12 protein-coding genes and 2 tRNA genes are annotated in these 13,402 nt (G+C 42.9%); 1 reads left to right on the top strand and 13 read right to left on the bottom strand.

Annotation, left to right across the window (positions count from 1 at the left end):
• Positions 1 to 394: 394 nt before the first annotated feature.
• From rpsO to tpiA, 13 genes are all read right to left on the bottom strand, one after another.
• Positions 395 to 664, bottom strand: coding sequence for a 30S ribosomal protein S15 (gene rpsO, locus LAJ61_RS04310; RefSeq protein ID WP_224054801.1), 270 nt, complete (start codon positions 662 to 664; stop codon positions 395 to 397).
• Positions 665 to 872: 208 nt separating this feature from the next.
• A complete protein-coding gene (locus tag LAJ61_RS04305; RefSeq protein WP_128680788.1) occupies positions 873 to 1,058 on the bottom strand; it encodes a hypothetical protein in 186 nt (61 codons plus the stop codon).
• A gap of 28 nt (positions 1,059 to 1,086) precedes the next feature.
• Entirely contained in the window at positions 1,087 to 1,611 is a 525-nt protein-coding gene (locus LAJ61_RS04300; protein ID WP_224054595.1) for a type 1 glutamine amidotransferase domain-containing protein, read from the bottom strand.
• Between the two features lie 406 nt (positions 1,612 to 2,017).
• A complete protein-coding gene (gene truB / locus LAJ61_RS04295; protein WP_472776720.1) occupies positions 2,018 to 2,965 on the bottom strand; it encodes a tRNA pseudouridine(55) synthase TruB in 948 nt (315 codons plus the stop codon).
• A 23-nt stretch (positions 2,966 to 2,988) separates the two neighbouring features.
• Positions 2,989 to 4,005 carry an Lnb N-terminal periplasmic domain-containing protein gene (locus tag LAJ61_RS04290; RefSeq protein WP_224054593.1) on the bottom strand — a complete coding sequence of 339 codons (1,017 nt, stop codon included), beginning with the start codon at positions 4,003 to 4,005 and terminating at the stop codon, positions 2,989 to 2,991.
• A gap of 58 nt (positions 4,006 to 4,063) precedes the next feature.
• Positions 4,064 to 4,453, bottom strand: a complete 390-nt coding sequence (locus LAJ61_RS04285; RefSeq protein WP_224054592.1) for a ribosome-binding factor A — start codon at positions 4,451 to 4,453, stop codon at positions 4,064 to 4,066.
• 105 nt (positions 4,454 to 4,558) lie between these two features.
• Positions 4,559 to 7,288 carry a translation initiation factor IF-2 gene (gene infB, locus LAJ61_RS04280; protein ID WP_224054591.1) on the bottom strand — a complete coding sequence of 910 codons (2,730 nt, stop codon included), beginning with the start codon at positions 7,286 to 7,288 and terminating at the stop codon, positions 4,559 to 4,561.
• 13 nt (positions 7,289 to 7,301) lie between these two features.
• Complete coding sequence (gene nusA, locus LAJ61_RS04275; RefSeq protein ID WP_007115082.1) at positions 7,302 to 8,783, bottom strand: transcription termination factor NusA; 1,482 nt, start codon at positions 8,781 to 8,783, stop codon at positions 7,302 to 7,304.
• Positions 8,784 to 8,900: 117 nt separating this feature from the next.
• The gene (gene rimP, locus LAJ61_RS04270) at positions 8,901 to 9,410 is read right to left on the bottom strand and encodes a ribosome maturation factor RimP (protein WP_224054590.1); all 510 of its coding nucleotides are present in this window, start codon (positions 9,408 to 9,410) and stop codon (positions 8,901 to 8,903) included.
• A gap of 225 nt (positions 9,411 to 9,635) precedes the next feature.
• A tRNA-Met gene (locus LAJ61_RS04265) sits at positions 9,636 to 9,712 on the bottom strand.
• Between the two features lie 67 nt (positions 9,713 to 9,779).
• Positions 9,780 to 9,864: transfer RNA gene (locus LAJ61_RS04260), tRNA-Leu, on the bottom strand.
• A gap of 107 nt (positions 9,865 to 9,971) precedes the next feature.
• The gene (gene secG, locus LAJ61_RS04255; protein WP_007115079.1) at positions 9,972 to 10,292 is read right to left on the bottom strand and encodes a preprotein translocase subunit SecG; all 321 of its coding nucleotides are present in this window, start codon (positions 10,290 to 10,292) and stop codon (positions 9,972 to 9,974) included.
• 90 nt (positions 10,293 to 10,382) lie between these two features.
• A complete protein-coding gene (gene tpiA / locus LAJ61_RS04250) occupies positions 10,383 to 11,237 on the bottom strand; it encodes a triose-phosphate isomerase (RefSeq protein ID WP_224054589.1) in 855 nt (284 codons plus the stop codon).
• A 424-nt stretch (positions 11,238 to 11,661) separates the two neighbouring features.
• Between tpiA and pilB the strand changes: the two genes are divergently transcribed.
• Positions 11,662 to 13,368 (top strand): type IV-A pilus assembly ATPase PilB, encoded by a 1,707-nt coding sequence (gene pilB, locus LAJ61_RS04245; RefSeq protein WP_224054588.1) that lies wholly within the window; start codon positions 11,662 to 11,664, stop codon positions 13,366 to 13,368.
• Positions 13,369 to 13,402 lie beyond the last annotated feature (34 nt).

The raw sequence follows: 13,402 nt of genomic DNA, 5'->3' as shown, positions 1-13,402 counted from the left end.
GCGGTTTTATCCTTTGTGTGATGAAATAGGGCGACTTAAGTTTTAGTAATAGCCCCTAACGTTTGTGTTCTTTTCAAAAAATACAAACGTTAGAAGCAATCTACCAATTCGCTTGATAGCAGCCTTAAATCAGCCTAAATTAAAAAATACTTTAAAAAAAATAAGTGTAAACTGCAATTGTGCAGGCACAATGCGTTGTCTATTTTACCTAGTTTTGTGGCGAATCACCACCTTTTAACTGCGCTTTAACCACTAATAGCAAACGATGGGTAATGACTAAGCTAACAGCGAGGGTAAAAGTGAAAAGAAAATTCGCTAAAAATATTGAACCCATAAAAAAGCGGCTACCCAAAAGCAGCCGCTGATTGAATAAAGCTCATAATGCGCTGATAGATTAGCGACGTAAGCCTAATTCATTGATCAATGCAGTATAACGGTCTGCATCTTTACGTTTTAAGTAATCAAGTAACGTACGGCGTGAGTTAACCATACGAATCAAACCACGACGGCTGTGATGGTCAGCTTTGTGTGCTTTAAAGTGTGGTTGTAAGTCATTGATACGCGCTGTTAATAATGCCACTTGAACTTCTGCAGAACCTGTGTCATTTTCAGCGCGTTGGAATTTTGCGATTACGTCTGCGCGGTCTTGGTTAGTCAACATAATGTTTTCCTAGCTTTTTTAGCATAAAATGAGAAGCCTAATCGGCTAACAATCGAGACGATTAGTGTAAAAAAATCAGGATAACCACGCTTCTCAGTAGTTAACCGTCAAAAAGGAGCATTATTTTACCAAATATTGCTCAATAAAAAAACCCTAATTTGCATTAGGGTATTGAATTTATTAAGGCTTTCAATAGATTCAAACTTTCAAATTACTGGTTGCCCGTAGGCTGTTTGGGTGTTTCGCTATGTAGACGGTCAAGCTGCTCTTGTGGCGCGGTGGTGAGTTTATCAGAAGTCACTTCATCCGCATCATTAGGTGTAGTATCGGCAACAAATGTCGCATCAGGCGCTTTCTTGTCCATTTTTTCAATATCTGTCATAGTAGTCGGTTGCATGACAATCTCCTTTTCTTATTAGCCGAGCTTATTTAGTCAATGCTTGGTCAATGGCTTCAGCAAAATCTGGAATATCTTCAGGTTGACGACTGGTAATCAAATTACCATCTATCACCACTGATTTGTCTTCAAACTGCGCACCCGCATTTTTTAGGTCAACAGCAATGGTTTTATAAGCGGTTAATTTTTTACCACGAGCAATTTCGGTATCCGCAAAAATCCACGGGGCATGACAAATCGCTGCAACAGGTTTACCGGCGTTCATGAACGCTCTTACCATCGCTTGTGCATCGGTATTTGCCCGCAACACGTCAGCATTAGCACCGCCACCTGGTAACACAATAGCATCATAATCGGCTGCGTTGGCTTCACCAATTAATAAATCAGCGGTAAAGGTGTCAGCAGGGTCAGTATGATTAAGCCCGCGCACTTGTTTTTGGGGTTGCGTGGTGATTAAAGTGGTTTGGTGACCTTTAGCTTTAAGGAGGTCATTGGTTTGGGTATATTCGACTTGTTCAAAGTCGGTATCAAGTAAGATAGCAATTTTAGCCATGGTAATTATCCTATTATTTCATTATTTAAGTTAAAGATAGTTAAAGAAAAAAAATGTTGTTCTTATTGATTCGTTTTTTGTAAGTTGGGCGCTTTATTTTGAGATTATTATTTGATTCTTATTTTATAATGATATTTCTATTAATTGTAGAAAGTTATCTAAATAAACCGCTGTTTGTTCTTTATTATCAAAGCTTCATTAGCAAAGCTTGCTAAGCAAAGAACAAAATGAATCAATACCAATAAGAATAAAGAAATCGCCGGATAAAAACTGCTAGCAAAGCGTCACGTTTTGTATCAATGCATAAAAAACGTACTCGCTTTGTGAAATCGCATCGCTCATTGAGTAGATTATGTGAAGAGAGTAAAAATTTAGCAAGATGGATAGATTTTTTGACTTATCGTGGCTAATTTAAATTGACTAGCTTCATCGGTTGTAAACGACCATTGGGTTCAAGTAGTCCCGTGCCTAAAAATTGCTGATGGTCGTCAAACAAGCGAAACGTTTGATTGGCGGTTAAGTTAAGCTGCTGAGTTAACATGGTCGCCTTGACATTTAAGCGTTGACCCTGTCGGATGCGCTTTGATTGGCTATCGTCTAATACTAAGCTTGGTAGTGAGTGAACGCAGGCATCCATTGCTAATAGCTTATCAAACCGCGCTGTAACATCGAGCGCTGCAAAATCGGCTAATGTGATGGCATTAGCAATATCAAAATCGCCCGTCTGTATACGCCTAAGCGCTGTCAGATGTCCTAGCGTACCTAGCGCTTTGGCAATATCTTCAGCCAGCACTCGCACATAAGTTCCTTTGGAGCAGGTGACGGTTAACTGCAAGTGTTGATCGGATAGGGGAGTGAGTGACAGCTTATAAATGGTGAGAGGACGTGCTGCTCGCTCAACTTCAATACCTTCACGCGCCAGTTCATACAGTTTTTTGCCGTCTTTTTTGAGCGCGGAGTACATGGGCGGAACCTGCATTATATCACCCAAAAATTGCTTAGTGACGCTTTGTAACATCGCTTGTGTCACATGCGGTACAGGGATAGTAGCAATTATTTGACCTTCAGCATCCCCGGTATCGGTTTGCTCGCCAAGTTTGATAATGGCTTGGTAAGACTTGACCGCATCGAGTTGGTAATGGCTAAATTTGGTCGCTTCTCCCAGACAAATCGGCAGCAAGCCTGTTGCCATTGGGTCAAGGGTACCGGTATGACCCGCTTTTTTACTGTCGTGCACATCAGATTTGAGCAAGTATTTGACTTTTGATACCACTTGCTGGGAAGTCATCCCTTGCGGTTTATCAATCAGTAAGACACCAGAGACGATGGATTTGGCTGTTTTTGTTTGGGTCATCATGTTATGGATTTATCAATTCATTAAAAGTCGGTTCGAATCAGCTGCGAGTAATCTGCTGCGCTAATAGGGTGGTTGACAGAATACGGCTTTGACTTAGGGTTAATATGTGCCCGTTGTTGCCACTGCTGCAAGCTATAGCGGTTATCAATCAATTGCTGGTCATATAGATAACTGGGAATATAGCCCGATAACAGGATACGATAATCAAATGGCAAAGGTTCGATATCGTCAATCAGCTCGTAAATTGCCGTGGTACAGTTATTTACCAATGAATTATACCATGTCGGCTGCGTTTTTAAGGACTTAGCTTTCGCTAGATACGCAAGCAGCAGCGCTTGAATATGGTCTTTTGGCATATTGATGGGATAAATATAAACATCTTCATGACGAATATTACTACGGGTATAAATGATATCTTTTTCATCCGCAGCGATAATCACTAATTCAAACTTGCGAAAAAATCCACCCAGCGTACTAAATTGTTCATTGACTTCTTTGCGAATCTCGATAGATAACGCAAGCTGCTTTCCATCACTAAACCCAAAACTCACTAGCGTATGGGCAATGGCATCGCCCATCCAATAAGACGCGATAAAATCGACAGTTTGCAGTTTTGCCAAGTCGTATTGCCTAGTTTCCCAGCGCGGCTGAAAATGGGTTTTATCTTGCCAATCAAAATTTCTAACGTTGCTAATGGTGAGTGTGTTGCCATCACTGTCAAGCCGATAGTCTAACATTTGGGCAACTTCAGGGTTCCAATCCCGCGCATTGCTAGCTGACATCGAAAAAAAGCATGCAATGGCAATCACCACCACCGCAAAAAAAATCAACAATAAAGGCTGGTGAGAAAGTAGGGATGAAAACAGGGTCGGTTTGATGATACTGACCAAAACAGCGAGGGTAAAAAATACCCATACGCTAATCAGTGTCAGACTGACATATCTGCCTAAGGGCTGATGCGTCCACACGAACACCCCGACCCACAGACTTGAGAGAATAATGACGATAAACTTAATGATACCCCAAAGTAACTGCATTCAACATCCCTGTTAATGACTCAAAGTGACAAATAAGCTCATCATAGCCTACAACGCATCAGTCGTCTGATGGCTGACCTTCGCTACTTTGTACCGCTTTAGAAATCAGGTTCATCATATAGTTAGCGTTAGCGGTCACTTCATCATAGTGAAAGCGCAGACGCGGCGTAGTGCGGGTTTTTAGCAAATGACTGAGCTCAGTACGCAAAAAACCTGATGCTTTGTTGAGCACTTCTAAGCTTTCGATATGATAATCTTTTGCCATCGCATCATCCATCGACTTTTCCATGATAGTGACATAGATATCAGCATAACCCAAATCTGGGCTGATTTTGACACTAGAAATGGTCACAAACCCAGTCAAGCGTGGGTCGTTAATCTCGTCACGAATCAAAACCGCTAGGTCGCGCTGAATTTGATCGGCAAGACGTTGTAAACGTTGATTCATTGGTAATCCTTTTTATAGTAAAAAAAGGTCTAATTAACCTAGATTAATTAGACCTCTGGGAAGGTTGCTAATAGCAAGCTGGCAGTATTAGGTTGTCAGCTTAGCTTATAAGGTACGTTTGACTTCATGAATTTCGAAGACTTCAATCTTATCGCCTTCTTTTACTTCATAACCTTTTACCGCTAGGCCACACTCCATACCAGCGCGCACCTCATTAACATCCTCTTTGAAGCGACGTAATGATTGTAATTGACCCGTGAAAATAACTTGGTCATCACGCAATACCCGAATTGGCTTGTTACGGATGATATTACCTTCTGTCACCATACAACCGGCTGCATAACCAAAGCGACTAGAGTGGAAGACTTCACGTACTTCAGCGATACCCAAGATTTGCTCACGATGTTCTGGCGCAAGTAAACCGCTCATTGCTGCCTTCACATCATCAATCAGCCCATAGATAACACTATAGTAGCGAATATCTAAGCCTGCTTCATCCGCTTTGCGTTTGGCAGCGGTATCAGCACGAACGTTGAAGCCTAATAATACCGCTTCACTTGATTCGGCGAGTACCACATCCGATTCGGTGATTGGACCGACACCCGATGAGATAACTTTGACTTTAACTTCATCCGTAGATAATTCATCAAGCGCGGTTAACAAGGCTTCTAGTGAACCTCGAACGTCAGTTTTAAGAATCAAATTAACAGAAGGCAGTTTGGCATCGCTCATTTGGTCAAACAAGTTTTCTAAGCGTGATTTGGCTTGACGTTCAAGCACTTTTTCACGCTCACGAACCGTGCGATATTCTGCAACTTCGCGCGCACGTTTCTCATCTGAGACGACCATAAACTCGCTACCAGCCGCTGGTGTATCAGGCAGACCTAAGATTTCAACAGGAATTGAAGGACCTGCTGAGGTGATTTTTTGACCGTTTTCATCGGTCATAGCACGGACGCGACCATAATATTCGCCAGCAAGTACCAAGTCACCTTGATTTAAAGTACCTTGTTTAACCAGCAAGCTAACCACAGCACCGCGACCTTTTTCAAGACGTGATTCAATCACCACACCTTGTGCTGCACCGTCAGTAGCGACTTCAAGTTCCATCACTTCTGCTTGTAGATTAATCACTTCAAGCAATTCATCGATACCTTGACCTGTTAACGCAGAGACTTTGACTACCGGTGTGTCACCGCCCCATTCTTCAGGAACGACTTCTTTGGTGGTCAATTCGTTAAGAACGCGGTCTGGATCGGCGCTGTCTTTATCCATCTTGTTGATAGCCACGATAATCGGGGTACCCGCTGCACGCGCATGGTCAATCGCTTCAGCCGTCTGCGGCATCATACCGTCATCAGCTGCAACTACTAACACCACGATATCCGTCGCTTTGGCACCGCGAGAACGCATCGCGGTAAATGCGGCGTGACCTGGAGTGTCTAAGAAAGTAATAACGCCTTGGTCAGTCTGCACATGATAAGCACCGATATGCTGAGTAATACCACCTGCCTCGCCCGATGCCACTTTACTTGAACGGATCTTATCGAGCAGGGACGTTTTACCGTGGTCAACGTGACCCATGATGGTAACCACAGGCGGACGCGCTTGGACATTGCTACTTTTCTCGCCAACCGCCTCACGTAATGAATCTTCAACCTGCGTTGAGCTGACAAGCACTGGGTTATGACCCATTTCTTCAACAAGTAGGGCAGCGGTCTCTTGGTCAATAGATTCGTTTTCACGGACCAACTCGCCCATTTTCATCAACATTTTGACGACTTCGCGTACTTTGATTGCCATTTTTTGGGCAAGTTCAGATACCACGATGGTCTCACCGATTTCAACGTTATGCACGATTTTTTCAACCGGTTTTTCAAATTTGTGTTTATTGGCTTGCGATGATTTTAAGCCGCGACCACGGTTCTTAATTTCCTGCTCACCCTCATCACCACGGCGACGACGACGGTTTTTGTTGGCAGTGCTTGCGGTTCCGCGTTTGATTTCACGGCGTTCTTGTTCAAATGAATCTTCAAGCGCTGCGCCCACCAAACCTTCTGCCAATGGCTCATCTTTTTTGACAACCATCGTAGTTTCAGTATCGGTTTCGCTGTATTTACTTGCCATTTGACGCATTTGCTCAAGGGTACGCTGCTGAGCTTCTTCGGCGGCTTTACGGCGATTTTCTGATTCGATTTGACGTAAGCGTTCTTCTTCTGCTTCACGCGCTTTGCGTTCACTATCCGATTCTTTTTTCGGCGCAGGTTTTTTGTCAGCTTTTTTGACTTCAATTGCAGCAGTTTTGTTGCCTTTTTTCACTACCACACTGGTAGTTGTGTGCTCTTTGGCAGCTTGACTACCGCCACCTAAGTTAGCACGCATTGCCGCAAGGGTAGCTTGTTGACGCGCTTCAGCGGCCTGTTTGGCTTTGTCTTTTTCAGCTTGTTCTTGGGCGGCTTTTTCTTTTGCCAAACGCGCTTTTTCTTCAGCGTCTTTAGTCGCTGCTTCACGAGAGGCTAGCTCTTCAGCAATTTTATTGGGATTTGGTTTATCAAATACCATTTTTTTGCGTACTTCAACATTGACACTTTTGGCTTTACCAGAAGTGCCTGTCACCCGTGCAGTAGAAGTAGTTTTGCTTTTTAAGCTAATGCGAGGTTTATCATTTTGACCATGACTTTGTTGTAAAAAGCTGACCAGTTTTTGTTGTTCGCTATCGGTGACGATGTCATTGTCACCGCGCGCAGACAGCCCTGCCTTGACCAGTTGATTATTAATTGCTTCAACGGTCTTTGTGGTCATTGCTGCAAGTTCTTTTACGGTTTTATCTGCCATTCATACACCTTTTTTAATTAAACCATGATTCACGGGCTTTCATAATAAGCTCACCTGCGGTCTTTTCATCAAGACCTTCGATATCTTGGATATCAAAGATGGCTTGTTCGGCAAGGTCGTCGACGGTGATGACATCACGTTCGGCAAGCTTGTAGGCCCATGCTTGAGTCATGCCTTCAAGGTTTAGAAGCTCTTGGCTTGGCTCTTTAATATTTTGTTGTTTGACCAATTCATCGGCAATCACCGCTTCTTTGGCACGTTCTTGGATTGCGTCGATGGCGTCATCATCTAGCCCATCGATGTCGTAGAAAGTCTCAGCAGGGACATACGCAACTTCTTCAAGTGAGGTAAATCCAATATCCACCAAGGCTTGTGCCAAATCTTCATCGACTTCAAGACGTGTGTAGAATAGGTCGCGATACACTTTGGTTTCTGATTCTTGTTGAGCATTGTACTCGTCTTCGAGCATCATGTTAAGACGATAGCCTGTTAATTCTGATGCAAGGCGCACGTTTTGACCTTGTGAGCCAATCGCACGGGCCAACTGATCGTTAGTGGCAAAGATGATATCTGCAGTTTTGGTATCTTCATCAAGAATAATACGATCGACATCCGCAGGTTCCAAAGCGCTGATAATGTACTGCACCGCATCATCCGACCATACCACTACGTCGATACGCTCGCCTTCAAGCTCTTGTTGCACGGCTTGGATACGAGTGCCACGCATACCAATACAAGCGCCGACGGGGTCGATACGATGATCATTGGTTTTGACTGAAATCTTAGCACGTAAGCCAGGTTGACGCGCAACATCACGAATTTCAATGATTTGCTCAGCAATTTCTGGTACTTCTTTTTGCATCAGTGCCGTTAGCATTTGTGGTGAGGTACGAGACAATACGAGCTGAGCACCACGGTTATCGCGATTGACTTGCTCTAAAATCGCATTGATACGACCTTTAATGCGTAGCTGCTCACGCGGCAACATTTTATCGCGTGGTAGATAGCCTTCGACATTATCGCCCAAATCAATGATATAGCCATCGCGTGCCGGTTTTTTGACTTCACCCGTAATCATCTCGCCGATACGATGTTCAAACGCATCTGCCACCAGTGAGCGTTCAGCTTCACGGATTTTTTGAATAATGACTTGTTTGGCTTGGGTAGCGGCAATACGACCAAATTCAATGGATTCGATTTGTTCTTCTTTGACGTCGCCGATTTTCCACTCGTTTTCATCCAAATCGCTAATCGCTAGCTGACAGGCAGGCATTTCATGATCTTCATCTGCCACTACTGTCCAATAACGGTAAGTGTCATAGTCACCTGTTTTGCGATTGATATGCACGCGAACGGCAACTTCAGGCTGCTCACTATAAACTTTCTTTTTGGTCGATACCACCAAGGCTTGCTCAATCGCTTCAAAAATATCTTCAGGATTTAAGCCTTTTTCATTACTGACGGTTTCAACGACCGTTAAAATTTCTCGATTCATGTAATCACCTATAATTTAAGTCATTCTAGACTTTATTCTTTAAAATCTTGCTTTTAGCTAGAAAAAAGTTAGCTAGAAGACATAGCGTAAAAAAGGCGTTAACCCCAAATTTAAAAGCTAAAATTGGTAGACCAAATTGGCTTTATCAATATTATCAAGCTCGATGGCTAAAAGTTGGTCATTGACTTGATCATTTTCGGTTTTGACCCTCAACTGGCGCTCGTCAATATTGACCAATTCGCCTGTGACTTTACGGCGCTTATCACTACCTTGTCCAATCGCATGAATCAATCGTAAGCTGATGGTTTGCCCCACATAGTCATGCAGCTGCTCTGCAGAAAAAAACGCGCGGTCTAAACCGGGTGAAGACACCTCAAGTAGATACTCGCCTGCAATCGGGTCGTGCAAGTCCAACACACCACCGACTTGGTGGGTGACCGCAGCACAGTCTTCAATGGTGACTTGTTTGCCTTCGGCACGGTCTTCAGGTAGGGCTTCAATATAAATACGAAGAAGAGAGCGACGACCTTGTGGTACAAACTCAATACCCCACAAGCTCACATCACAGGCAGTTACTGCTGGCTCAATGATTTGGGTCAGTTCAGCAACTTTCGTTGATAGTTTCATGATATCCTTTAGAGTTGATTATTAACATCTTTGTTGATTTTAAAAGCTGATTTTAAAAATTGGCAAATTACTAAAACGCAACCGCTAATTTAGCAAAACTTAAGTTTTTTCGAAACCAACAGATACAAAAAAACCCACAAACTAATTGGTGGGCTTTTAAATCAATAAAAGTGTGTCTAAATTGATTTTTCTAGTAATGATACCAAAGCAATGCTACTAGAAAAGTGGTAGCGGGGGCTGGATTTGAACCAACGACCTTCGGGTTATGAGCCCGACGAGCTACCAGACTGCTCCACCCCGCAACAATTTAGAGAGCGTATTATAGAGTGAGATATTAACCTTGTCAACAGTTATTTAAATTAATTTAGTTGGTGCGAATGGAGGGACTCGAACCCTCACACCTTGCGGCACTACCACCTCAAGGTAGCGTGTCTACCAATTCCACCACAATCGCAAAAAACCAAACTACTTTAACCAAGCTGTTTTTAAATAACAACACTCTAAAATAGACGCTGTATTCTAGGTCAAAACTACCAATAACGCAACATTTTTTTTAATGACTTATTTGGATGGTGTAGGTGTCGTTGGTGTAGGGCTTGCAGGCGCAGTACTAGTTGCTAGGCTAGTATCAAGGGTACGACTAGATAGCGATTGCTGTTTAGCAAATACTGCCAGTGTCATACTGGTAATAAAGAAGATTGCCGTTAAAACCGCCGTCAAGCGCGTCAAAAAATTGGCAGAGCCAGACGCACCAAATACGGTGGCCGAACCACCTGCACCAAATGAAGCACCGGCATCGGCACCTTTACCATGTTGAACCAAAATCAGACCAATCATTGAAATGGCGACAATGATATGAACCACTAAAATTGCATTATACATACTTATCTCTACAAAACTTGATAGCACTGATGCCCAACAAAAACGCTGTCAGTGGCAAAAGTAAAAATTTTAAATGGGTGATATTTTACCTTAAATTTGGGCAAATGCTTGAATAATTTGTGTAAAGCCAGTCGCGTCAAGTGATGCCCCACCTACCAACACCCCATTTACATTTGAGCATTGGGCGATTTCTGCAGCATTATCCGCTTTCACGCTGCCGCCATACAATATCGGTGTGGTCGCTAAAGAGGCATCGATGTCCGTTAAGGTGGTGTTGATAAAGGCATGAATGTTTTGTACTGCTTGTATGGTTGGGATTTTACCTGTACCAATCGCCCAAACGGGTTCATAAGCAATAATTAATCGCGATGCTAAGTTACCCGATTCGGCGTTATCAACTTGGGCGCCTTCAGATTGGGTATTAGCAAATTCGGCGGCTAGTTGTTTAACTACCATTAATTGCGCTGCTAGCACATCTTGGGTCTGATTTTGCTCATATTGGGCTTGTGTTTCACCGATACAAAAAACAACGGTTAAATCATGTGCAAAGGCATTGCGAATTTTTTGAATTAAACAAGCATCATCTTCATTAAAATATTGACGGCGTTCTGAATGTCCGACTAAAACATAATTTACTTGAGCGTCCTTGAGCTGAGCACCCGAAACTTCCCCAGTAAACGCGCCTTTATCAGCGTGTTGTGCACATAAATTTTGCGCAGCTAGCCCAATGTTACATGATCCATGTTGGATGGCTTGTTGCGTGGTCGATAAATGCATAAAACTCGGCGCAACAACCACGTTACAGCTTTGCAGTGCATCTGCAGGTATCTGTTGCTGTAAATCGGTCATGAGGGCTGTGACAGTCAGCTGTGTGGTAGGATTCATTTTCCAATTAGCAATCACCCAAGAATTCTGCCAATTTGCTACATAATCAGATGCTTTCATAATGTCCCTGTCAATTGAGGTAAGTGGTTATCTATGAATTTGCAAAGTATAAATGTCAAGATAACATTAAAAATATAAGTAACGCTATTTAACATATCATGATGTAAAACATCACCATTTAAAGATATGAAGATATGAAAATAGGAATATTTAAAATATCAGGCTTAAAATGGTAGGTATTATATAAGTAATTGCCGCGATTTGCCGAATAAATTATTGGGTCACGCAAGTGAGTTGTTTAAAGAAGGAATAAAGTATAACAACAGTTTTATGAAGGTTGATTGATGGAGATAAAATGCGATAAAAAATTATTTATCGTTGAATTCACGGATTTGTCGAGAATGATTTGTTAATATATAAATGAATAGTTTACACTAACAAACATTAGCCCATTTGAATAAATATTGAGTAAACGAGAAAAACGATGGCAGCATCCCTTCCTAGTTTTGGTGGCATTGCCTCGCGCTTAGTGCATGAAGGACTAATTAGCGAAGCGGCAATGCAAAAAGTATTGGCAGAATCGCAGCAGCAAAAAACAAATTTAATCGCCTATGTGGTTGATAATAAGCTTGCGCAAGCTGACGCGGTAGCGTGGGTAATTTCGCGAGAATTTGGCGACCCACTCATTGATTTGGATGCCATCAATGTCAACTATATTCCAAAAGAAGCGGTTGATGAAAAAATTATTCGCGAATTTAATATTCTGCCGATTTTCCAACGAGGTAGCCGCTTATTTGTTGCCATGAGCGACCCAACGTGGGTAGATGCTTTAGACGCGCTGCGGTTTGGTACAAGGTTTACGGTAGAAACAGTGGTTGCCGAACACCACAAAATCAAATCACTCATCGAAAAAATCTTTACTACCACCAATTTAGCTGATTTTGATGATATGGAAGCGGTGGAGTTTGATGAAACCCGCGCCGATGAAGACAGTAGTGCCACCAGTCATTTAGATGTCAATGATGAAGCGCCTGTCGTCAAGTTCGTTAATGGGATGCTCATCAAAGCCATTACCATGGGCGCTTCAGACTTACACTTTGAACCCTATGAAAAATCTTATCGCGTGCGTTTTCGTATTGATGGCGTGTTACAAAAAATGGCAAATCCACCGACGCAGCTAGCGGGTAAAATTGCTGCCCGCCTGAAAGTCATGTCACAAATGGACATCTCTGAACGCCGCGTGCCGCAAGATGGTCGTATCAAATTAAAACTTTCCAAGGATAAGGCGATTGATTTTCGTGTCAACTCATTGCCAACCTTATTTGGTGAAAAAATCGTACTGCGTATTTTAGACCCATCATCAGCGATGCTAGGTATTGATGCACTCGGCTATGAGCCTGACCAAAAGCAGCTATTTATGGATGCGCTGGCAAAACCACAAGGGATGTTATTGATTACCGGTCCTACTGGTTCGGGTAAAACCGTCTCCTTGTACACGGGTCTTAATATCTTAAACACGGTTGAGACCAATATTTCCACCGCAGAAGATCCCGTTGAGATTAACCTTGAAGGCATCAATCAGGTCAATGTGAACAATAAAGTTGGCTTGACCTTTGCCAGTGCGCTCAAATCATTCTTGCGTCAAGACCCTGATATTGTGATGGTCGGTGAGATTCGTGACTTGGAAACGGCGGAAATTGCTGTCAAAGCTGCCCAAACAGGGCATATGGTACTGTCAACCTTGCATACCAACTCAGCGCCAGAAACCTTAACGCGGCTACGTAATATGGGGGTGGCATCCTTTAACATTGCCACCTCAGTCAATTTGGTAATCGCACAGCGCTTAGCCCGTCGCCTGTGTAAATCCTGCAAAAAACCGACAGATGTACCAAAAAATAGCTTGCTTGAAATGGGCTTTACGGAAGAAGATTTGGCAGATACCAGCAATGTCATTTATGAGCCTGTTGGCTGCTCTGAATGCCGCGATGGCTATAAAGGACGTGTTGGTATTTATGAAGTGATGAAAGTGACGCCTGAGATTGCCCGAATTATTATGGAAGACGGCAACGCTATTGAGATTAAAGACGCGGCCTTAAAGCAAGGGTTTAGGGATTTAAGGCGCTCTGGCATTTTAAAGGTTCTAAAAGGCACGACCAGCATCCAAGAGATGTATCGTGTTACTAGCGAATAGGGCGTTTTTTATCCGTCTTTATTGAAGATTAGTT

Source organism: Faucicola osloensis, from assembly GCF_020041925.1.
Classification (GTDB): domain Bacteria; phylum Pseudomonadota; class Gammaproteobacteria; order Pseudomonadales; family Moraxellaceae; genus Faucicola; species Faucicola osloensis_D.
This window is presented reverse-complemented; position numbering and strand designations above follow the sequence as displayed.